The 20121-nt window shown below is 43.4% G+C and carries 20 protein-coding genes and 1 pseudogene; 13 read left to right on the top strand and 8 right to left on the bottom strand.

The window, feature by feature from the left end:
• Nucleotides 1-251, bottom strand: a pseudogene (locus B3M51_RS05475) (sensor domain-containing diguanylate cyclase); the annotation flags it as partial.
• Between the two features lie 81 nt (nucleotides 252-332).
• Nucleotides 333-1715 (bottom strand): ATP-dependent RNA helicase DbpA, encoded by a 1383-nt coding sequence (gene dbpA, locus B3M51_RS05470; RefSeq protein ID WP_292757402.1) that lies wholly within the window; start codon nucleotides 1713-1715, stop codon nucleotides 333-335.
• Nucleotides 1716-1864: 149 nt separating this feature from the next.
• Here dbpA and B3M51_RS05465 point away from each other — a divergent pair, with 149 nt between their 5' ends.
• Complete coding sequence (locus tag B3M51_RS05465) at nucleotides 1865-2722, top strand: hypothetical protein (RefSeq protein ID WP_292757400.1); 858 nt, start codon at nucleotides 1865-1867, stop codon at nucleotides 2720-2722.
• Nucleotides 2723-2794: 72 nt separating this feature from the next.
• Here B3M51_RS05465 and B3M51_RS05460 read toward each other — a convergent pair whose 3' ends face one another.
• A complete protein-coding gene (locus B3M51_RS05460; RefSeq protein ID WP_292757398.1) occupies nucleotides 2795-5101 on the bottom strand; it encodes a mechanosensitive ion channel domain-containing protein in 2307 nt (768 codons plus the stop codon).
• A gap of 300 nt (nucleotides 5102-5401) precedes the next feature.
• A complete protein-coding gene (locus B3M51_RS05455; protein ID WP_292481208.1) occupies nucleotides 5402-5872 on the bottom strand; it encodes a histidine phosphatase family protein in 471 nt (156 codons plus the stop codon).
• 229 nt (nucleotides 5873-6101) lie between these two features.
• Between B3M51_RS05455 and B3M51_RS05450 the strand changes: the two genes are divergently transcribed.
• The 6 genes from B3M51_RS05450 to B3M51_RS14460 all read left to right on the top strand — a co-directional run bounded on the left by B3M51_RS05450 (nucleotide 6102) and on the right by B3M51_RS14460 (nucleotide 10664).
• Complete coding sequence (locus B3M51_RS05450; RefSeq protein WP_292757396.1) at nucleotides 6102-6800, top strand: hypothetical protein; 699 nt, start codon at nucleotides 6102-6104, stop codon at nucleotides 6798-6800.
• 124 nt (nucleotides 6801-6924) lie between these two features.
• Entirely contained in the window at nucleotides 6925-7416 is a 492-nt protein-coding gene (locus B3M51_RS05445) for a hypothetical protein (RefSeq protein ID WP_292481212.1), read from the top strand.
• Between the two features lie 261 nt (nucleotides 7417-7677).
• Nucleotides 7678-8910 carry an MFS transporter gene (locus B3M51_RS05440; protein ID WP_292757394.1) on the top strand — a complete coding sequence of 411 codons (1233 nt, stop codon included), beginning with the start codon at nucleotides 7678-7680 and terminating at the stop codon, nucleotides 8908-8910.
• Nucleotides 8911-8965: 55 nt separating this feature from the next.
• Nucleotides 8966-9556 carry a DUF5610 domain-containing protein gene (locus B3M51_RS05435; protein ID WP_292481217.1) on the top strand — a complete coding sequence of 197 codons (591 nt, stop codon included), beginning with the start codon at nucleotides 8966-8968 and terminating at the stop codon, nucleotides 9554-9556.
• 159 nt (nucleotides 9557-9715) lie between these two features.
• On the top strand, nucleotides 9716-10384 hold the full coding sequence (locus tag B3M51_RS05430) for an SDR family oxidoreductase (protein WP_292481219.1): 669 nt from the start codon (nucleotides 9716-9718) through the stop codon (nucleotides 10382-10384).
• A 25-nt stretch (nucleotides 10385-10409) separates the two neighbouring features.
• Complete coding sequence (locus B3M51_RS14460) at nucleotides 10410-10664, top strand: DUF6596 domain-containing protein (RefSeq protein WP_366511818.1); 255 nt, start codon at nucleotides 10410-10412, stop codon at nucleotides 10662-10664.
• A gap of 75 nt (nucleotides 10665-10739) precedes the next feature.
• Here B3M51_RS14460 and B3M51_RS05425 read toward each other — a convergent pair whose 3' ends face one another.
• Together B3M51_RS05425 and B3M51_RS05420 are read right to left on the bottom strand one after the other, a co-directional pair.
• Nucleotides 10740-13526 (bottom strand): bifunctional diguanylate cyclase/phosphodiesterase, encoded by a 2787-nt coding sequence (locus B3M51_RS05425; RefSeq protein WP_292757392.1) that lies wholly within the window; start codon nucleotides 13524-13526, stop codon nucleotides 10740-10742.
• 67 nt (nucleotides 13527-13593) lie between these two features.
• Nucleotides 13594-14079 carry a type IV pilin protein gene (locus B3M51_RS05420; RefSeq protein WP_292757390.1) on the bottom strand — a complete coding sequence of 162 codons (486 nt, stop codon included), beginning with the start codon at nucleotides 14077-14079 and terminating at the stop codon, nucleotides 13594-13596.
• A 331-nt stretch (nucleotides 14080-14410) separates the two neighbouring features.
• Here B3M51_RS05420 and B3M51_RS05415 point away from each other — a divergent pair, with 331 nt between their 5' ends.
• The 3 genes from B3M51_RS05415 to B3M51_RS05405 all read left to right on the top strand — a co-directional run bounded on the left by B3M51_RS05415 (nucleotide 14411) and on the right by B3M51_RS05405 (nucleotide 15499).
• Nucleotides 14411-14674, top strand: a complete 264-nt coding sequence (locus B3M51_RS05415) for a nuclear transport factor 2 family protein (protein ID WP_339776366.1) — start codon at nucleotides 14411-14413, stop codon at nucleotides 14672-14674.
• Nucleotides 14675-14705: 31 nt separating this feature from the next.
• Complete coding sequence (locus B3M51_RS05410) at nucleotides 14706-14999, top strand: VOC family protein (protein ID WP_292757388.1); 294 nt, start codon at nucleotides 14706-14708, stop codon at nucleotides 14997-14999.
• A 158-nt stretch (nucleotides 15000-15157) separates the two neighbouring features.
• Nucleotides 15158-15499 (top strand): zinc ribbon domain-containing protein YjdM, encoded by a 342-nt coding sequence (locus B3M51_RS05405; protein ID WP_292757386.1) that lies wholly within the window; start codon nucleotides 15158-15160, stop codon nucleotides 15497-15499.
• A 59-nt stretch (nucleotides 15500-15558) separates the two neighbouring features.
• Here the strand turns inward: B3M51_RS05405 and B3M51_RS05400 are convergent, their stop codons facing one another.
• Nucleotides 15559-15801 carry a DUF4282 domain-containing protein gene (locus tag B3M51_RS05400; RefSeq protein WP_292757384.1) on the bottom strand — a complete coding sequence of 81 codons (243 nt, stop codon included), beginning with the start codon at nucleotides 15799-15801 and terminating at the stop codon, nucleotides 15559-15561.
• Between the two features lie 345 nt (nucleotides 15802-16146).
• Here B3M51_RS05400 and B3M51_RS05395 point away from each other — a divergent pair, with 345 nt between their 5' ends.
• From B3M51_RS05395 to B3M51_RS05385, 3 genes are read left to right on the top strand one after another with little or no spacing between them, the layout of a single operon-like run.
• Nucleotides 16147-17478, top strand: a complete 1332-nt coding sequence (locus tag B3M51_RS05395) for a paraquat-inducible protein A (RefSeq protein WP_292757382.1) — start codon at nucleotides 16147-16149, stop codon at nucleotides 17476-17478.
• The gene (gene pqiB / locus B3M51_RS05390; protein ID WP_292757380.1) at nucleotides 17479-19149 is read left to right on the top strand and encodes an intermembrane transport protein PqiB; all 1671 of its coding nucleotides are present in this window, start codon (nucleotides 17479-17481) and stop codon (nucleotides 19147-19149) included.
• A gap of 12 nt (nucleotides 19150-19161) precedes the next feature.
• Nucleotides 19162-19749: a PqiC family protein gene (locus B3M51_RS05385; RefSeq protein WP_292757378.1), complete on the top strand. Its 588-nt coding sequence runs from the start codon at nucleotides 19162-19164 to the stop codon at nucleotides 19747-19749.
• 39 nt (nucleotides 19750-19788) lie between these two features.
• Here the strand turns inward: B3M51_RS05385 and B3M51_RS05380 are convergent.
• On the bottom strand, nucleotides 19789-20121 hold a 333-nt coding region (locus tag B3M51_RS05380; RefSeq protein ID WP_292757376.1), incomplete at its 5' end, for an aldehyde dehydrogenase family protein.

Genomic DNA, 20121 nt, shown 5'->3' with positions numbered 1-20121 from the left:
ATTCCTGACTTGGATTGGGAAACGCAGTAATCCACCACCCATTCCCGTTCATCTTCATGCATCCGAACAGCCCAATCTTCAACAGACTTCCAGCTTGATGGCTCCCAACCTAACAAAGCCTCAATTTGCGGGCCAATGTATGTGAATTGCATAGAATCCCAATCTAACTTCCACGGAATGGCTTTGGTCGATTCCAGCAATGTTTTATAGATATCGTTTTCGGTTGGGATATCATTGATCAGGTCGGTCATGGCAACACTCTTGCAAATAGTTAGCTCAGGGTAATTATTACCACAATTAAAACATGGCTATTGGTGTTTTCTTAAAGATTTTTAACGTATTTTTCTGGCACGAATAGCACGACCTTTAACCTTGCCATCAGCCAGATAATTCATTGCCTGTCGCAATGCCGATTTAGTTACAGCGACATAACTCGACATATCAAAAATATCGATTTTGCCAATATCGGCACCATCAAGTCCGGCATCACCAGTTAGAGCGCCCAGAATATCGCCAGGACGCAGTTTATTTTTACGCCCGGCATCCAGCTGAATAGTCACCATATCGGCTTCAAGCGTAAAACTGTCATCACGATCCAGCGAAGCCAGCACATCGCAGCGACACGGTTTTTTCTGATATTTCTCAATCGCCAGCATGCGTGGCACTTCAGCTTCAGCCACCAGACTCATTGCCAGACCAGACTCCCCCGCCCGACCAGTTCGTCCGATGCGGTGGATATACACTTCGGGATCCCGTGGCAATTCATAATTGATGACCATTTCAATTGCTTTGATATCCAGCCCGCGTGCGGCCACGTCGGTGGCAACTAATACCGGACAGCTCTGATTGGCAAAACGTACCAACACCTGATCCCGTTCCCGCTGTTCCAAATCACCATGAATCGGCTGAGCATCGATTTTTTTATTTCTCAGCATCTCAGCAACTTCATCGCACTGTACTTTGGTGTGGCAGAACACAATGGCGTTTTTGGGCTGATAATGCTGGAATAACATTAATAATGCATTGTTACGTTCATGTTTTTTGATCTCATAAAATAACTGATCAATTACAGCCTGTTGATGTTGTGACTCAACTGTTACCCGTGCCGGATCGCTTTGAATACTGCGGCTAATTTGTTTGATACTGTCGGGAAACGTCGCTGAAAATAACAAGGTCTGTCTGGAACTTGGCGTCTGCCCCATGATTTCCTGCATCGCATCAACAAATCCCATATCCAGCATGCGATCGGCTTCATCAAGCACCACGGTTTTGACTTTATTGAGCTTCAGTGTGGCTTTTTTAAGATGGTCCTGAATCCGTCCAGGTGTACCAACCACGATATGTGCACCATATTCCAATGAGGCAATTTGCGGTCCTAACGGTTTACCACCGCATAACATCACCAGTTTCAGATTCGGTATAGCGCGTCCCAGACGGCGTAATTCTTTGCCGACCTGATCGGCTAATTCACGGGTTGGACAAATAATCAGCGCTTGAACAGCAAAGAAATCCGGTTGAATAGTTTGTAATAAGCCAATACCAAAGGCTGCGGTTTTGCCACTACCGGTTTTGGCCTGGGCAATCAAATCCTTGCCTTGCAGAATTAACGGCAGGCTTTGCGCCTGCACAGCAGTCATTTGTTTATAACCAAGAGAGTCGAGCACGGCAAGTTGTTCGGCAGGTAAATTTAACGATGAAAAATCAGTAGCAGACATGAGGAACTTTAAAGAAGAAAAGATAGCGCGCATGATACCAAAAAGCTCACTGAAACATTGCTTTACCTTAATTTACATTCTGGGAAGCGAACCATTAAACTGGTTACCAGTCTGATGGTTATCAGCCAGCCAACTGTGAGGTAATGGCTATGTCATTCAGTAAAACCCTATTTGTTTCCGTTTTCAGCGCCAGCTTGCTTAGCGGGCTTACGCTACTTGTGCCCAGTCAAAACAGTTATGCCGAGGTGTCGGTGAACGTGCAACTTGGTCAGAATCTGCATAATCGACCTCATCATGGCTATTCTGGCAACCGGCATTACCGCCATCCCTCAATCGGCATCACGGGCCACCGCTCATTTGGATTGGATCCCAGACTGAACCAGTTTAAACAACCTCGTTATAAACCGTATTATCGACATTACGATACCACCCGGCCTCGTCACCGGTCAGGCTATTATGGTTTTCGAAATAACAGTATCACTCTGATTGCACCGATTATTTATTCTCAGGGTTACCGTGATACGAAACCGGTAAGACGCTATACAACCAATGCAGCAAGGCCTGCTTCTCCATCAACTTCTTCTATTTCCAATTATTCCAATATTGATGGCTGGGAAGCGTTATCGCGTTATGAATCGACAACAGCGATAAATGCTTTTAAAGCACAATCCCAAAAAGATCCCAAAGCTTCTTTGCCCAAAATTGGTTTTGCTCTGGCAACAGCTTTGCAAGGTGAATCAGATAAAGCATTCTGGGCGTTAAATCTGGCGTTGATTGCCGATACCAGTGATCTGCGATATTTCAGTGCTGATTCAGGTCTGCTTTTGATCGTTGATGATTTACTGGAAAATTATCAGAACAAATCGCTGATGACCGCTACTTTATTTTATTTGAAACAGGATTACCACTCAGCACAATCAACAATACAAACCGCACTTGATGAATGCGATAACTGCGCCGGTACCCGAAATATGCAACGATTGATTCAGCAACGTCTAAACGGATAGCCATAAAAAAAACACCCTGTTGAAATTAACAGGGTGTTTTTTGCGATTAAAGAGAACTAGGAAATGTTAACTCTAATGTTCCTCATCAAAATCCTGTTTATCCTTTGGGTTGGATTTTGATGATTTTGAGCTTTCAGTTTTTTCAGGTTTTTGCTCTAACTGAATGGCAGAGTTCGAATCCGAATCTCCAACCATTCTCAGCGGCGCAGGTGGAGCCGATCCATCTTTATCCTGACCGAAGTAAATGGTCATATGCGGGAATGGAATCTCAATTCCTGCTGCATCCAGATGCTGTTTCACCAGACGATTATAAGCTCGGCCTACACCCCACTGCGTTCCCGGCAGGGTTTTAATCCGTACCCGAATATTGACTGAACTATCTGCCAGAGCAGTAATACCATGAACTTCCAGTTCATCGACCAGAATTTTCTCACGCTGATCGGCATCTGCCATTAACTCGGCAAAGGCTTCACGCAGATGCACAATTACCTGATCGGTATCTTCACGATATGCCACCCCATACTCACCAACATGGTAAGCAAATTCGCGCATAAAGTTGGACACAGTATCGACCGATGAAAATGGAATCAGATGATAGGTTCCTGAAAGATCCCGCAGACCTAAAGAGCGTATTGTCAATTTCTCAGCTGTACCAGTGATGCCGCCTGCAGTCACAATATCACCGGAATTAATGGCATTTTCCATTTGGATAAACACCCCGGTAATAATATCTTGCACCAGTTTCTGTGCACCAAAACCAATGGCTAAACCAAGTACACCTGCGCCAGCCAGTAATGGTCCAATGTTGACGCCAATTTCAGCCAGCACAATCATGACGGTCATTATGATAAGAGCAATAGCCGCTGCATTACGGAATATTGTCAGTAAGGTTTTGGCTCTTGCTGTTGGCAAATGCGTTTCATCACCAGGATTAAGCCGGTGCTCAATCCAACTTGCCAAAACAATCCATACCGCCATCGCTCCGACAAGGATTGCAGCCACACTAATCAAGGTACCAACAGTATGAATACCCGCCTCTGACGCTAACCATGCCGTCAGGCTGAGGATTCCCCAGGCATCCAAAATGACTGCGGCAACGACCACCACCAGCAAAATACGTAAGGTTTTATAGATATTTGGTACAAACCCGTTTACCCGTTGTTCCAGCATCGGAAAACGTGAACGCAAATCTTCTGAAACATGAATCGGGCGACCAATGGTTTTTGCCAGGAACTTCGCCAGCAATCCGCCAATCACCAGCGCTAGAATGGTCTGGAAAGTGGCCTTTAACATCATCGGCAGGGCATCTACCGGACGTAGTAATAAAGCTACGGCTAACACTGCAAAATACACTATTCCCAGAATGTGCCAGCTACGTGCCAAAATCCCCAGACTGACTCTTGAAAAGCCGAAAGAAGACTGTTGTGCATGAAAAAACAAACGCTGCTTAACGGATACGCGGTTTTGCATGATGACAACAACTGCATAGATAAATGCACTTAATACCACCAGTACACTGACCAACTGGCCGACTACCGGATTAATATTCAGATTGACCAATGGCACAATCAGCAACATGCCATAACCGATATAGTTGGTTAACCTTACTAACCAGATATGCCAGTAAGTGGCACTATCGGCAGAGATTGGTAATAAACGCAACGCATCGTCACGTCCAGCAAAGACTGTACGGAGAATGACTTTGAATATTTCAATCGCCAAAAAAGCATTTAGGAATAGTGATTGACTGACATTCATTTCCCCATTGCTACCAATGGCAAACAAGGCAACGGCATAACCAGCTACCCATGCTAATACTACTGTCATTAAATCCACTACAGCTGCCAGTAAAATCGCGCTGAATTTGCGAATTTCCGGATAGTCTCCTTCCGCTTCAGCCCAATCATTAGCACGATGAAAAGCATGTCGCGCCAGACTTCGCAACACATAAAACATTAATAATGTGCTGGCAATCACCACCAGCAAAAAGAAACTTTCATCCAACAATTTCTGCAAATCAAAGGTGCCAGCTTCATCAGAACCTATTGCGGCTACCGCAGAAAACCCCGTTTCGACTGTTGAAACAATCTGCTGTGCAATGGATTGAGTCGTATTGGCAATCTGTCTGGCAAACGTTGGTTCATCCACCAACTCTTCTGCAGTGGCTTCTCCATCCATTGCTTCAGCCGCCTGTGCCAATTCGCGTAATTCTGCGATAAGTTTTTCACGGGACTGTTCATTTTCGAGGGTGTCAGCAAGCGCTGAGTAATGTTTTTCGTTATTGGTAGGAGGAGCAGGTTCGGCCCAAGCCGTTTCGGTTATCAAACTGAATGTTAACAACAATGTCACTAGCAAAGCTGAAGTTAACTTCCATTTCATATCAAAAATCCACACGATATTGTGATCTCCTTTTGTTTTATTTTTTTGAATTTATTATTTGCCCAGAGGGCTTCAGATTGATGCGAAGGTAGCGATCAATAATTGATTTAAGCTGTCAATTGCTTGCTATCGACAGCTTAACAAATGTAGTTTTCAGTTCTAGGTTATGTTTATCTATCATAGCCTCCAGCAGGGGTGGATCTGGAAGATAAACAGAACCTAGACTTGTTTATCTTTTAATCACAACAGAGGTCACTATGAGAAAGCCACGACCCTGTGACTCTATCAAGGCGAAAGGGTTCATTGCAAAATCGATACAATTTTCAGTTTCCCTTGTTCATTCACCTCCACCACTACACCCTCTCCCGATGACAAAAACTTGTCGAGAAGCCCGGAAATATTAACCTGATGAGTGATGTAAACCTTGGTTTTAGCGGTTTTCACTTCGCTGATATGCGCTTTCCAATCTTGCAGAAACTGTTGTTTTAAATGGCGATTTGATGCGTGAAAAAAAGAGTTTAGTGCCGTCAGCTTTTGCGGTGGACCAAAGCCCAGTAATTCTGCAGTTTCCAGACAACGACACCATTCACTGGAGAAAACTTCGGCCTCAGTAATACCTGATTCACGAAGTTTTTGGCCTATTTCAATCGCTTGTTGGCGTCCTTCAGAAGACAATACCCTCTGAGTCTGGCATTCTTCCAAATCAAATCCTTCGGGATCACCGACGCCAGGTGCAAGCGCATGGCGCAAAATAATAACTTGATCTGCCATACTGATTGTTGAAAAAAACAGCGATAAAAAAAGACCACATCGCAAGACTCTTAGAAACCGGCGCATTTAAACCTCTCGATATTCCCAAAAATAAATTATTTTTACTACCATTAATAAAGTATGTTCTTTTTAATCTATAGAAATCACACTAGGGTTTGTTGATTCATAAGATGCAAAACAGTTCTGTACATTAGAAAGTTAAGATAAAAATCATGTCTCTGGAGTTCAAATGACATCTCAATCTGTGCCTAAAAAATTGACACTATTGTTGCAATTTATTTTGTTCGCCGGGTTTTGCGGGTCTATTTGGGAACAACAATGGCTTAATGCGATAGTGACTCTCGGCATTATCATCATCACCTTATTTCCTGTGTTGCTGGCAAGAAAATTCAATGTTCATGTACCAGCTATATTTCAACTTCTGGCAATTGCTTTTGTCTTTGCATCGGTATTTCTGGGTGAAGTACATGGCTATTACACAAAGTTCTGGTGGTGGGATATTGCTTTGCACGCTGGCTCGGGGTTTCTGTTGGGTATTATTGGCTTCCTGCTGGTTTATCTCCTTAATGAAAATGAATTTATCCATTTGCAGATGATGCCGGGGTTTATAGCATTTTTTGCTTTTATGTTTGCTTTGGGGATGGGGGCCTTGTGGGAGATATTTGAATTTTCCATGGATAAAATTTTTGGTATGAATATGCAAAAACCCATGTTCGGTGATTACTCAGGCTTAACTGACACCATGTATGACCTGATTGTGGATGCAATAGGCGCTTTGTTTATTTCAGTACTCGGCTACGGATACTTGAAGAAAGCAAAAGCCAAATCATTTCTCGAACGTTGGATCTGGTCATTTATCGTCAAAAATCCAAGACTGTTTATCAAAAAAAGAAAAGCTGCACCGCCTAAATCCAAGCTACCGGATTAATGGCTTGTAGGCACCTTGTGACATCTTCCTTAACATTTCAGGATTATCTCTGATGTGCTTTCATCCGTAGCACTCTAGTATGCCGGTAGATTGCTGTTCATCAGCAGGTTTCTCTGGAGTGAATATGTACAAGTGGCCCAAGGTTTTAACATCCTTATTCTTAAGCTTACTGTTAATGTTTTCGTTAACGGCATGTGATCAAAATAATGATGACATCCCGCAGATGGAAGCTGCGCCAATATTTGATGAAAACGAAATACCCCTATGGCTCGATGGACAAGTGGCAATGTCACCCCAGGAGTGGCTGGTAAAACGCAGTCGTGCCGAAATAAACGATGAAACAGCTGAAATTGAACGCACAGCAGAACTGCTTATCACTGCTGCCGATCGGTTTGATGAAAGTCATCGTATGATTGCCAATCGTGCCGCCCAGCTGGAAGATATGCTGTTCGAACATAACATTAAAGAAACGGCGGTAAACAGGTTGGAATGGTTTACTAAACTTCCGACTTTACAGACTCCGCATAGCTTTTCAGCTCTCTGCCAGTACTATTACAACCTTCGCACTAAAGGAAAAACTGAAGACGAGATCATTCAAAACCTGTTAAGGCTTTAGGGCTTGTTGATCTTTAAGATACCACTGCTGAGGGTTCATTTCGTCGAAAAGGTGGAAATGATGCGATGTAGTTGTTCTGCATTAAGTCATTACTAAGTTTGCCGAAGAAAATCGTCCGAGCCCTGCGTTTGCGGTTAAAAATAACACACTCATCTTTTGTGTAAATTCGCCTGAGAAAGTTCTCTACTCTATAATTTCGGACCATATACTTTTTCTCTGCCTAGAGAAAAAGCCATCCTGTTTATTCAATCGACGGAATTTATGACTTCTCCTCAAGCGAACAGTTACCTCAGTTTGATACGCAACCAGTTTGGTTTACTGGCTATTGGTTTTATTGCACTGTTTACAGGCAATCTTGGGCAAAGTTTTTTCATTGGTTTGTTTCAGTCTGATATCGCCAACTCATTAAACTTATCAGCAGGTGAATTTGGGGCTGTTTATGCCGCACTTACAATGGCAAGTGGATTTCTGGTGCTACATTTTGGCCAGAAGCTGGACTGGATTGCTCCCCGGCGATATGCCTTATTAGTGCTAACAGCGTTATTGACGGGCGTAATTTTACTGACCACTTCACCATGGCTGATTCCAGCCTTAATTGGTCTGGGACTGGTACGGTTATGCGGTCAAGGATTGATGACCCATTTTGGCAGTACATTAGCTGGCCGCGAATTTACCATTAATCGGGGTCGGGCTCTAGGATTAGTCAGTCTTGGCATGCCTCTGGGTGAAATTATTCTGGCGCCGGTTATCGCATTATTAATTGGTTGGCTGAGCTGGCAGCAAATCTGGTGGGCAGTGGCTTTAGTCATTTTACTTATTTGGTTGATGCTACTGCTTTTGGCAAAATGGCCTGAAGCTCCTGAAATCAAACGTGATAGCAGCGGTAACAAAATCAAAGGCCCCAATCCGATGCTGGAAAAACGTTTCTGGCTGATTATTCCATTAACTATGGCTTTGCCAGTCACTTTAACCGGCATTTTTATTTTTCAGTCGCAAATGACCATAGACTTAAATGCCACCACCACCGCATATGCATTAGGTTTAACGGCAATGGGCATTGCCCGTTTCCCGGGAGCATTACTTGGAGGCCGCTGGATAGATGAATTAGGAGTATCGCTTCTAGCTCGCTTGTACCTGGCACCTTTTGCATTAGCTATTATTTTGGCTGTATTAGTGGGGGGCAATGCGGGTGTTTTGATTCTAATGATTGGAGCCGGTATTTCACTTGGCATGTCATCGCCGGTGGTAGATAGTTTATTAGTCGTACTTTGGGGTCGTGAACATTTAGGACGCGTGCGAAGTGTCAAATCAGCTTTTATGGTGTTTTCAACCGGTCTGGCACCCGCTGTATTAGGTTTCCTGATTGACGGTGGTGTGCAGTTTGAAGCGATTTTGCTTGGCATGCTGATATTTATGTTTGCGGGATGGTTGCTTGCCCTGACACCTATTCGTGAAGCTGAAAAAATAAATCACCATTCATTAAAACGAGATTAAAGTCATTCTGCACGTCGCCGCTACCCTTAGAGTAGATCCATTCGAGGACAACAAAATGACTATTAACACTGCTCCGTTTGGCCAAACCGTTAGTTCAATGGCAAAGGATCCTGTGAATAAGCAGGAAGGCCCTTTTGGTCAGCAGGTTTCGGTTTTGGCTCAGGAAAAAAAGTTTTCAGTATCTGACTCCAATAGCGAACTGAATCTTTCTATTCTGCAAGTCTCATTTAATATCAGTGATGGCAATGGCGATGGTGCCATGGCATTACTGTTCAAAACGGCCCTTGAGGGTATCAATGACTCTTTGAAGGCCGAGTTTGGCGATAACGCCATTCAAAAAGCTTATGAACAAGGTATTGATGTATCGCCCGAAGCAACTTCCGAACGCATTGTGCAAATGAGTACGGCTTTTTTTGATGCTTATTACAGCACCCGTCAGGATATGCCGCTTGAAGAAGCCCTGAAATCATTTGTTGAAGTGATTGGCGGTGGAATTGATCAGGGGTTTAAAGAAGCACGCGATATTCTGGGTGGTCTGAAAGTACTGGAAGGCGATATTGCTGGCAATATCGATAAAACCTACGATTTAGTTCAACAAGGCCTGCAGTCCTTTCTAGAAAACTATCAAGCTTCTCAAGAAGCTTAAACTCTCTTTACCGCCTCTCGTCTTGGGAGGCGGTTTATTGCAACTCAGACTTCCCGGCTCTTGAGTTCTGCATAATACCCGCCATACTCTGTATTAATATGCATTTGGAAGGACACTTTTCACCCGAATCATCCCGTGAATCAGCCACAGGAGAAAAACATGCAAGATAAACAGACCCTTGTCATTGGCGCCAATGGCCAAATCGGTAAGCTATTAATTCAAATGATGACTGAGCAGAAAATGCCGGTTAAAGTCATGCTGCGTAACGCAGAACAGGCTGGTGAGTTTGAAAATTTGGGGGCTGATGTTGTAATAGCCGATCTCGAAGCCGACCTGCCAGACCATGCTTTTGCTGATTGCGATAAAGTAGTGTTTACCGCTGGTTCCGGTGGTAAAACAGGTGCTGATAAAACCATACTGGTGGATTTATGGGGTGCCTGTAAGGCGGTTGATAAGGCAAAACAACACGCCATCAAACAATTTGTTATGGTCAGCTCACGTGATGCTGGTGACCCGGAACACGGAACCAAGGCCATTAAGCATTACAACATCTGTAAATATTTCGCCGATAAACATCTTATTGAAAGTCACCTGCCCTACACCATTCTACGTCCCGGCAGATTAACCGATGGACCTTTAACCGGAAAAATCACTACTGTTCGCCCGTCAGATCAGGAGCAACAAGTTATTTCCAGATCCGATGTCGCTGCCTGCATTTTGCAATGCCTGGATCATTCAGAAACCGTTAATCAGATTGAAGAGTTGTATCAAGGTGAAATGCCTATCCAAGAAGCTTTTATAAAATCGGTAACAGGTCGGCTGGGTTAAAGCTGATCAATCTTTAAATCTCAAAATGAAACCGTTGTTCGATCAAACCTATCAAACAAAGTCACGACTAATTCTAAGTCCATTATTCCACTTAATCGCCAATTTTATTTTGGCCAGTGCAGCTATTTTTCATGACAGATTATTAGCCAAATTATTGCCTGAACCAGCTGTAGACGATTTAGTAATATTCATGCTGTTACAAAGTTCTAGGCGATCTGCCCGGATGGATGCTCATGGCGATTTGATTTCATTGGAGCAGAATAGAAGTCTGTTGGATTAACCGTAAATACTGTAAGGGGATAAGCTGTAAACTGGTGCTCTAATTGCGTCGCTGAATTACCAATTTCAATATTGCCTAAGCCGGGATAGTTTTTTGATCTTTCCCAAGAAGTAGTTTGACGAATTCGTTTACTGGAATTGGCCTGCTAAACAAAAAACCCTGGAAGAATTTACATTGATGGTCCTGCAGGAATTTTAATTGGGACTCCGTCTCCACCCCTTCAGCAATCACCTGCATCTGTAAACCATCCGCCAAGGCGAGTATGGCTCTTACAATCGCCTGGCTATTGATACCGGTTTCCAGCTCACGAATAAAATGCTGATCAATTTTCAGTACATCCAATGGTAAATCCTGCAAATAGGACAATGACGAAAAACCGGTGCCAAAATCATCCATCGCCAGTCTTAGGCCTAATCCTTTCAATTGATGCATTCTTTCGATGCAGGCTTCACGATTGCCTATTGCAACGTTTTCAGTCAGCTCCAGTTCGATAAAATCAGGGTTAACTCGTGTGCGCTTAAGAATTTCGGCTACATTGGGAACAATGTCAGGGCGATCGAATTCAACCCCCGAAATATTCACTGAAATAGGTACCGGCTCAATTCCAAGGTTGGTAAATGATTTAATCAATTCACAGGTTTGTTCAAGTACCCAACGTCCAATTTCAACAATCAGCATGGATTGCTCAGCAATAGGGATAAATTTGGCAGGAGAAATCATGCCCAATTCGGAATGATTCCAACGGATTAATGCTTCAGCACCGATGATCTTTTTATTGCTATCAAATTTTGGTTGGTAATAAACGACAATTTCGTCTTTACTTATTGCTTCTCGTAAGTCATGTTCAAGCTTGATATTTTCCAGCGCTTTCTCTGTCATCTCTGCGGAATAGAATCGGAAATTTGCCCGGCCATCATTTTTCGCATAATACATTGCCGAATCCGCATACTTGAGGAGATCTTCAGGCGTTCCAGCATCAGCAGGATACATTGCGATGCCCATACTCGCGGTGGACTTAACCGACTGCCCTGCCACTACTGAGGTTGTATCTACTGCTTTTAATACTTTATCGGCAATCATGTTGATAAGATCGGGATTATCTATATCCGTTATTAATACAACAAATTCATCACCACTCATGCGAACCACCAAATCAGTGGTGCGAATGCTTTTAGATAAATGATTGGCGACTTTTATCAATAGCTCATCACCAGCCGAGTGCCCAAGAGAATCATTAACATTTTTAAACCGATCCAGATCGAGAAAAAACACCGCTAGCTGTTTTGAATCACGATCAGCCCGGGCTATTTCCTGCTGTAATCGCTCATTTAACACCAGACGGTTCGGTAAGCCGGTTAATCCATCAAAATGTGCTTGTTGAAAAAGTTTCTCTTCCCATGCAGCATTAGATAAGGCCACTGCAATACGATCACCAAAACTTCTGGCAATCGCTTTAAGCTCATTACCGAGGACTTTAGGCTGCTGATAAGCAAAACTGATGGAGGCTGAAACCTGACCATTCACAACCACGGGTATCACCAAATAAAACCAGTTCTCCTTCAGATTTAAAATCTTCAGGTAAACCGGTAAAAGCCGATTTTCGTTAATTTCCAGCACACTGCTCTGACTATGCTGCAATTCAGCTAAATCTTCGTCGGTAATGGCAATCGACTGTTCCTCAAGATCAAAATGTTGATCATCTCGACGAGTATGGATTGCTACGATCACTTGTTTTTCGGCATCAAATTTAGCAATCGATATCAGGTCGCTGAATAATATTCCGGGTAAACGATTTAAAGCCGTTTCAACAATTTCATCTGCATTAAGTACAGAGAGGATCTGTCTGTCGATTTCAGCCATGGTGGACTGAATTTCAAACTGGCTCCGCAGGCGTCGAGTCATTTCATTAAATGAATCCGCCAAAGCTTCAAATTCGTCTTTGCTGTTTACTTCAACCTGATAATCAAATTGACCATCTGCAATACGCTCAGTCGCTTTTTTTAAAGCTGAGAGTGGTGAGAGGTATTTAGCAATCAATTTAGTGCTAAGAAATGCGACAATTAAAACTGTCAGTAGAATAACCGGTGGATAAACTTTAGTGAAATAGTCGATTGCACTGAGTGCTATTGATTTTGGTTGGGCCTGCATAATAATAATATCAGGTGAAGCAAACATATTACCCAGTGGGGCTTGCCAGAAGCCACCAAGATAGTTGTTGTTTCCCAGATTATGATTAAAGTTGCCGCTAAATTTGTTTAAAAGTTTATCCAAAAGTTCTTTGGGTAGAAATGTGCTGGGTAATGAACTAAACCAGGACTCTCCGGTATCTGTCATTACTACAAGCTGATTGATACCTATATTATCGACTTCCCACAATGCTTTGGGATGTAATTCAGCCATTAAAATCCCGGCATCAGGGGTATTTTGATTAAAATTTAACGCTATCCAAATTTGTTTAACTCCACGCTCATCGCTATCAACCGTTTTAATAAGGGTTAATCCAGAGCGAACGGCTTCAATCTCTTTCTCAGTGAGATAAGGCACCATCCGTGTATCACCTAACAAAGAAGCTCTTTGGCCATTGCCAGTAATAATTGCTAAATCGTTAAACTGTTTTTGTATTTTCTGATCACGAAATAAATTCTGCTCACGTAAACCATTATTCGAGCGTTCAATCCGATTTGCCAATAATCGTAAGGCACTTTCAGCTAATACCAGTCGATCAATAAATCGCAAGCCATAATCTTTACTGCTTTTTTGCAGTGCATCATAGGTTTGTTGGTATAACTGCTGACTGACTTGATGAAAAGACAATACGCCCAGAACTAAGACCGGTATTAGTGAAGCAACTACAAAAGACAACAAAATCCTTCGAGCAACCTTATTACGTTGGTATGGCGTTTTTTTTATCATCAAGGATTTATCAAGCCTAAAAATCAGCTGCGAGACCTATAAACCGTCCATCGCGCGCCAGTATAATGTCATCCAGGCTATCTTTTTGGGATACCTGTTTTTTGGTTTGACCATCTTTACCCATGCTGTAAAGATCATATTGCGTATTAATTGGATTGATATTGCGATCTTTTCTGGAGGGTCCTCTTGTCCTCGGCCAATCATCAGCAATATTTAAATAAATGTATTTGTTACCCCAAGGATCAAGCCCATTGTCAGGTAAACTGCCAGCAATATCATCTAGTTTGGCGGGATAACTATGATTTTGTAGATAATAGCGTTCGATAACGGATTGGATGGTGACAATTTGCGAAACAGCCAATGCATTATCAGTTTTATCAATATAGCTTTGATAACTGGGTATCGCGATAGTCACGATGACCCCAAGCACAGCAATCACCAACATCAGTTCGATTAGCGTCATCGCCTTTTGTGAAGTTATATTCAACTTCTTTAGACTCACAGGGAATCCTTCTTTAGATTGTCGTTGTAATTATCGAATTATCTTCCCTGATAGAATCCGTTAGATGCTAGCACCTACGCTATTTTTAATAAGGTATTAGTTCACAAATCCTTTGTCAGCACCCTTCCACTAGAATGAGTCTAACCGGGTTAAAAAAACCTGCTATAACCTCAATCAATACTTTTTTGCCGACACATTACAATTAACTAAGTTATCGGCTTGAAAAAAGAAATCTGTATTTTTTTGACTGTCGATTTTACGTTTGTTTATTCGACAAGTTGATAAGACCAGCATTCTGAGTCTTATAACAAGGAGAAATATATGAACGTAAATACTGAACTCCAAAAACAAATGGAAAAAAGCGGTTATCAGCCAGAATCTAGAACAAATCATGGCTTGTTATGCTGAAGACGTGCGAGCATTTGAAGCGATTGCCGAATTACAGTTTACCAATCGAAGAAGATACCAAGATCATTGGCAGCAATATTTGGACATGTGCATGATGACCAAATTTAAAATCGGCCAGCTTGATATCAACCTGGATGATGATTTGGCAGCATGTGCTTTTCTGAATCAGTGTTGCCGACTCTATTAGAACAGTGCAGGCCCCGGCCCAGAAGGGTTCAGTGCTATCTATCACGTTTGAACTCTGTGGGCAGCCATTGAACGCTCTCAATGGCAGTACTAAAGCACCGTTTAACCATTCAATATCATTATTGGTTAATTGTGATTCACAAACCGAAATAGACCAACTTTGGGAAAAATTGCTGGTAAATGGTGACAGAACCTTACAATTTGGCTGGGTTCAGGATCAGTTTGGTTTCTGCTGGCAGATTGTGCACGCTATGCTGGATAAAATGCAACGTGATCCGGCCACCATGTCGGCATTACTGACCATGAGAAAACTGGATATATCTTAGTTGGAACAGGCCTACCAGCAAGGCTACTAACTTTATCAAGCAATAACCTGAAACCATTTGCCTAATATTGCTTTGAATGTTTTAACGCTCATTTATCAGCAAAAAACTGTCTGCTGGCGTACTATACCGCGCTATGCCAACGTAGCCTGAGGTTTGAAATGAGCGTTTTACCCAATTGTCCTAAGTGTGATTCAGAATATGTCTATCAGGATGACAATATTCTGATTTGTCCGGAATGTTCTTATGAATGGTCGGCAGATGCGGCGAATGACAAGGTCGAAACATCCGATGAGATCCTGGATGCCAATGGAAATGTTTTGCTGGATGGTGATACGGTAACCGTCATAAAAGATTTAAAAGTTAAAGGGTCTTCGCTGGTTGTGAAAGTTGGCACCAAGGTCAAAAACATCCGGCTGGTTGATGGCGATCACGATATTGATTGCAAGATTGATGGTATTGGTGCGATGAAACTTAAATCGCAGTTTGTGAAAAAAGCCTGACACCGACAGCACCTTTTTAGCAATTTAAGGGCTCTATTCGAGCCCTTTTTTTATGATGATTATTGATCGGCTACTTTTTTCATATTTTCATTAATTTTGAATAATACGATCAGCAGTTCACACCAGATACGCGCGCCGACAGCGCCCGCCAGCATGGTGAAGATTCCCATAAAAAAACTACCAATACCACCAGCGAACATCATACCAAGGCCAGAAACCAGCGCCGCACCTAATAACAACCAGTAAACCAGCGTAATGATTTTAGGCGTTAGCATTGAATCAAAAAACAGGATATCTCTCACTTAGTTTTCTCCTTAATATTTAGTCATAAGCGGATGGCAGCAGCATTTATCAACCAACATCCCTTTTAGTTTTTGGTGCAGTCCAGAGCTTGAGTTGAGATACATGGATATATCATAGATAGCTCTCACACTTTCTCGGTTGATGTGTTTTCAGCTCTCAACAGCGGCGGTGATGAAAGATCAAAAAGCCCTGATCTGGCAATAAATGAACATCATTTTCAATTCCGTGTCATACCAATAGATTGAAATTAACATCTCTCTACTGATGCCCAACATATCTATTACCAATGCGTATAATGCCAGTTCTCTCCTTACATTTCTTGGCCGACGTCATGGAAAAATGAATTGAAACAACCCCCAACTGCCGAAAACATGCCTGCTGATATTGCTCCGTATTCACCCGAAAGCCGTGTCTCCTTAAGAAGAATGCGTGCCTGTCATGAATGTGATTGGGTTGTGGTGTTACCTGCATTACGTCCTGGTGAGCATGCCACCTGTCCGCGATGCGAACATATATTGGTACGTCGACATTTTCGACCAGCTCAGCGAAGTATGGCTTATGCCATCAGTGCATTAATTGCAGTGATTCTGGCAATCTCGTTTCCTTTTGTGAGCTTTGAAGCCAGAGGGATAAGTAACAACATTGAGCTTACTCAAACCGCCACCAGTATGATTGGTTTCCATCAACCGTTGGTGGCACTCATTGTGGCACTAACGATCATTGTGTTGCCGGCAGTTTATCTATTAGGGGTAATTTGGCTACAATTCGGTTTGCTTCGGGCAGAACCATTTCCATTTAGTCGTGGTATTGCCCGTTCGCTATCACATATGCATCCCTGGATGATGGCGGATGTATTTATCATTGCCGCGTTAGTCAGTTTGATAAAAATCGCTGGTATGGCACAGATTGAATTAGGAGCCTCATTCTGGGCTTTTTGTGCCTTTGCTGTTTTACTGTTAATGACCACGCGCTCTATTGATGCGGACTGGATGTGGTTTTCACTTGCAGGTGAACCCCAGGCTCCAAAAGGCATTCGCACAGGCGAAACGGCAGCTTCGCAAGGTTTGGCAGGTTGCTCAACCTGTGGTTTGATAAACGAACTGTCTGATTCAGGTCATGGCCACTGTCGCCGCTGTGGCGAACCGCTGCATCTCCGTTTACCGCATAGTCTGCAACGTACCTGGGCGCTTTTGGCGGCAGCAATTGTGATGTATATTCCAGCAAACGCCTATCCTATTATGACAACAACGGTGCTGGGCCAGACTCAGCCGGCAACCATTATTGGAGGCATCATTGATTTGTGGCAAAAAGGCTCCTGGCCAATTGCAGCAGTGATCTTTTTTGCCAGTATTCTGGTTCCAGTCGGCAAGATGCTGGCATTGATCTGGCTGTCATTTGTCGTACGTAAAAGCAGTGATCTCAGCGCCAATAACCGAACCAATTTATATCGGATTACCGAATTTATCGGTCGCTGGTCCATGGTAGATTTATTTGTAGTCGCTATACTGGTGGCATTAATTCGGGCAGGTAACTTAATGTCGATAACCCCCGGTCCTGCAGCACTAGCATTTGGCGCCGTCGTTATTTTAACCATGTTAGCGGCAATGACATTTGATCCACGTCTGATATGGGATACGCCCGAAACAACCAAAAAACGCACTCCAAGGAAACTGTGAATGAGTGATTCCCCTGTCTCTAATGAAGACAATGTGAACGACCAGCATCGAGCAAAATCGGGCAGACAGTCTCGTCTTTCCCCCATCTGGATTGTGCCGATTGTCGCGGTCATGATTGGCTTATGGCTGATATATGACAACTATAGTCGAATTGGACCCAGAATAACCTTAACGATGGCAAATGCCGAGGGGATAGAAGCTGGCAAAACCATGATAAAAACGCGCAATGTGGATATTGGTCAGGTGGAACAGGTGCGACTATCAGATGATTTAACCCACACACTAATCATTGCACGAATTAATCCAGAGGCCGAACCGATGCTGGTCGATGACTCCCGCTTCTGGGTCGTGAAACCGCGTATAGGCCGTGAAGGGATCAGTGGCCTTAATACCGTTCTATCTGGCGCCTATATTCAATTACAACCCGGTGATAGTAATATCGAACAACGTGAATTTGAGGTTCTGGAACAACCGCCTATTTCAACTCTCGGTGTGCAAGGTTTACGCATTAATCTGATCAGTCAGCTGGGGAATTCACTCCGAGTGGGTGACCCCGTAACTTATCAGGGATTTAATGTGGGCAGGGTTGAAAGCGCCGAGTTTGATAGTGAAAAGCGTGAAATGCGTCATCAGTTATTTATTGAAAGCCCTTACGATGTTCTGGTGACTGAAGGCACCCGTTTCTGGTCTGCCAGTGGTGTCGATTTAAAACTGGATTCCGAAGGTTTCAAAATCAATATTGCTTCATTAGAAGCCTTATTAGGCGGTGGCGTAACATTTGGGGTTCTTGAAGATTTACCGGTCGGTTCCCGCGCCCAGCCCGACAGTATTTTTACCCTTTACGGTGATGAGGAGAGTGCACGTCAGGAAGCTTATACTCAATACCTTGAGTATGTACTGTTAATCGAAGATACCGTACGCGGGCTTTCAAAAGGCGCTCCGGTTGAATTTCGTGGCATTCGTATTGGGACCGTTTCGAGTGTGCCCTGGAAGTTTACTTCACCCGAACGCAATGCGCAGAGCGGCTTTGCTATTCCGGTATTAATCCGCCTGGAACCTCAACGCTTAGGCGGTAGTGAAAAAGTTGATATCAAAGACTGGGCAGCTCGCTTCGACCGCATGTTGAATGCCGGATTAAGAGCCACACTCAAATCAGGTAATTTGTTGACCGGTTCATTATTTGTTGATCTTAACTTCCAGCGGGATGATACCTATGAATTCGTTGCCAGAACGTTTGAAGGGCATCAGGTTCTGCCAACCAGTTCAACAGGCTTAGCGCAAATCGAACTGAAGGTCTCGAATTTGCTGGATAAACTCAATCAACTGGAAGTTGAGCCGATTTTAACTGGCATGGATCGTAATCTGGAAAGCTCCGAAACCATGCTGAACGAAATCAGAGAGTTAACCGCCAGCATTCAAAGCCTGGTCAATGCTTCTGAAACGCAGCAGATCCCAGAAAACATTAATCAGACACTGACCGAAATTCGAGCCACTTTGCAGGGGCTGTCACCTGATTCGTCCGCTTATCAAGAGATGACAGGCACCCTGCAACGTTTGGAAAAACTGCTGCGTGACCTTCAACCAGTCGCACGTACGTTGGGCGAACAACCCAATGCACTGATTTTTGATCGTCGTGACAGCGACGATCCTCTACCACGAGCGCCAAAATAATCGGGATTATTTATGTTGATAAAAATCAATAAATTGTTTTTTAGCTTATTTCTGGTATTGAGTTTATTGGCTTGTGCCAATCAAGCAGCTAATACACAACGTTATACCCTGCCAGAAACCTTTCAATCCTCTGAGCAGGCTTCAACTCCTGAAGCACAAGTCTTAGTAATAGGCTCTATTAGTCTGGCTGAATTTCTTGACAGCGAACGCATTGCATTGCAGATGGATGATATAACTCTGCATCAAGCCAATGAGCATCTTTGGGCAGAAAATCTGGGCCAACAAATACGGCGTGGATTGCGTAGCCGCTTGAGCAAACAACTCCCAGAGTTGCTGGTGGTTTCAGATAGTCGGGGATTAAAACAAACGGCGTTGAATTTACAGTTGGATATTGAGCAGTTTCATGGGCATTTTACTGGCAAAGCGGTGACCAGCGGGCAATGGCGTTTGCAGGACAGTAAAGGAAATATGCTTTTAATTTCGCCATTTACTATTGAAACTCCACTTGCGAGTGATGGTTATCCTGCACTGGTACGCGCGTTAGGCAGCAACCTGGATAAATTAGCTGAAAAACTAGCGGCTGAAATCACCAACCTCTGATTTAAATTGGGTGAGATCAATATGATCTCACCCTTGAAATTATTTTATCCAAACCTGTTTGGCGTTCACAAATTCATGGATACCGTGTGGGCCGAGCTCTCGACCAAAACCGGATCCCTTGATTCCACCGCTGGGCAACCGAGGATCAGTTTTTACAATGCCGTTTATTGCGACCTGACCTGATTGAAGCTGCATGGCCAGATGCGACGCCAATTCGGCATTTCTAGTCCAGATGCTGGCACCTAAACCGTATTCTGTGTCATTGGCCATCTCCAGTGCGTGTTCGTGATCTTCTGCTTTAATCACCGCCATAATTGGCCCAAAGGTTTCCTCACGAAACGCACACATTGTGGGAGTCACTTCGGTCAGCAA

Origin of the sequence: Methylophaga sp. UBA2689 (assembly GCA_002354555.1) — a bacterium.
Taxonomy (GTDB): Bacteria; Pseudomonadota; Gammaproteobacteria; order Nitrosococcales; family Methylophagaceae; genus Methylophaga.
Note: the sequence above shows the minus strand (reverse complement) of the source record. Positions and strands in the feature narration are given on the sequence as shown.

Bases quoted from the DNA above. Each gene is read 5' to 3' on its own strand.
- dbpA (WP_292757402.1), bottom strand. From the start codon at position 1,715: ATGTCTGCTACTGATTTTTCATCGTTAAATTTACCTGCCGAACAACTT.
- B3M51_RS05465 (WP_292757400.1), top strand. From the start codon at position 1,865: ATGTCATTCAGTAAAACCCTATTTGTTTCCGTTTTCAGCGCCAGCTTG.
- B3M51_RS05460 (WP_292757398.1), bottom strand. From the start codon at position 5,101: ATGAAATGGAAGTTAACTTCAGCTTTGCTAGTGACATTGTTGTTAACA.
- B3M51_RS05455 (WP_292481208.1), bottom strand. From the start codon at position 5,872: ATGGCAGATCAAGTTATTATTTTGCGCCATGCGCTTGCACCTGGCGTC.
- B3M51_RS05450 (WP_292757396.1), top strand. From the start codon at position 6,102: ATGACATCTCAATCTGTGCCTAAAAAATTGACACTATTGTTGCAATTT.
- B3M51_RS05445 (WP_292481212.1), top strand. From the start codon at position 6,925: ATGTACAAGTGGCCCAAGGTTTTAACATCCTTATTCTTAAGCTTACTG.
- B3M51_RS05440 (WP_292757394.1), top strand. From the start codon at position 7,678: ATGACTTCTCCTCAAGCGAACAGTTACCTCAGTTTGATACGCAACCAG.
- B3M51_RS05435 (WP_292481217.1), top strand. From the start codon at position 8,966: ATGACTATTAACACTGCTCCGTTTGGCCAAACCGTTAGTTCAATGGCA.
- B3M51_RS05430 (WP_292481219.1), top strand. From the start codon at position 9,716: ATGCAAGATAAACAGACCCTTGTCATTGGCGCCAATGGCCAAATCGGT.
- B3M51_RS14460 (WP_366511818.1), top strand. From the start codon at position 10,410: ATGAAACCGTTGTTCGATCAAACCTATCAAACAAAGTCACGACTAATT.
- B3M51_RS05405 (WP_292757386.1), top strand. From the start codon at position 15,158: ATGAGCGTTTTACCCAATTGTCCTAAGTGTGATTCAGAATATGTCTAT.
- pqiB (WP_292757380.1), top strand. From the start codon at position 17,479: ATGAGTGATTCCCCTGTCTCTAATGAAGACAATGTGAACGACCAGCAT.
- B3M51_RS05385 (WP_292757378.1), top strand. From the start codon at position 19,162: ATGTTGATAAAAATCAATAAATTGTTTTTTAGCTTATTTCTGGTATTG.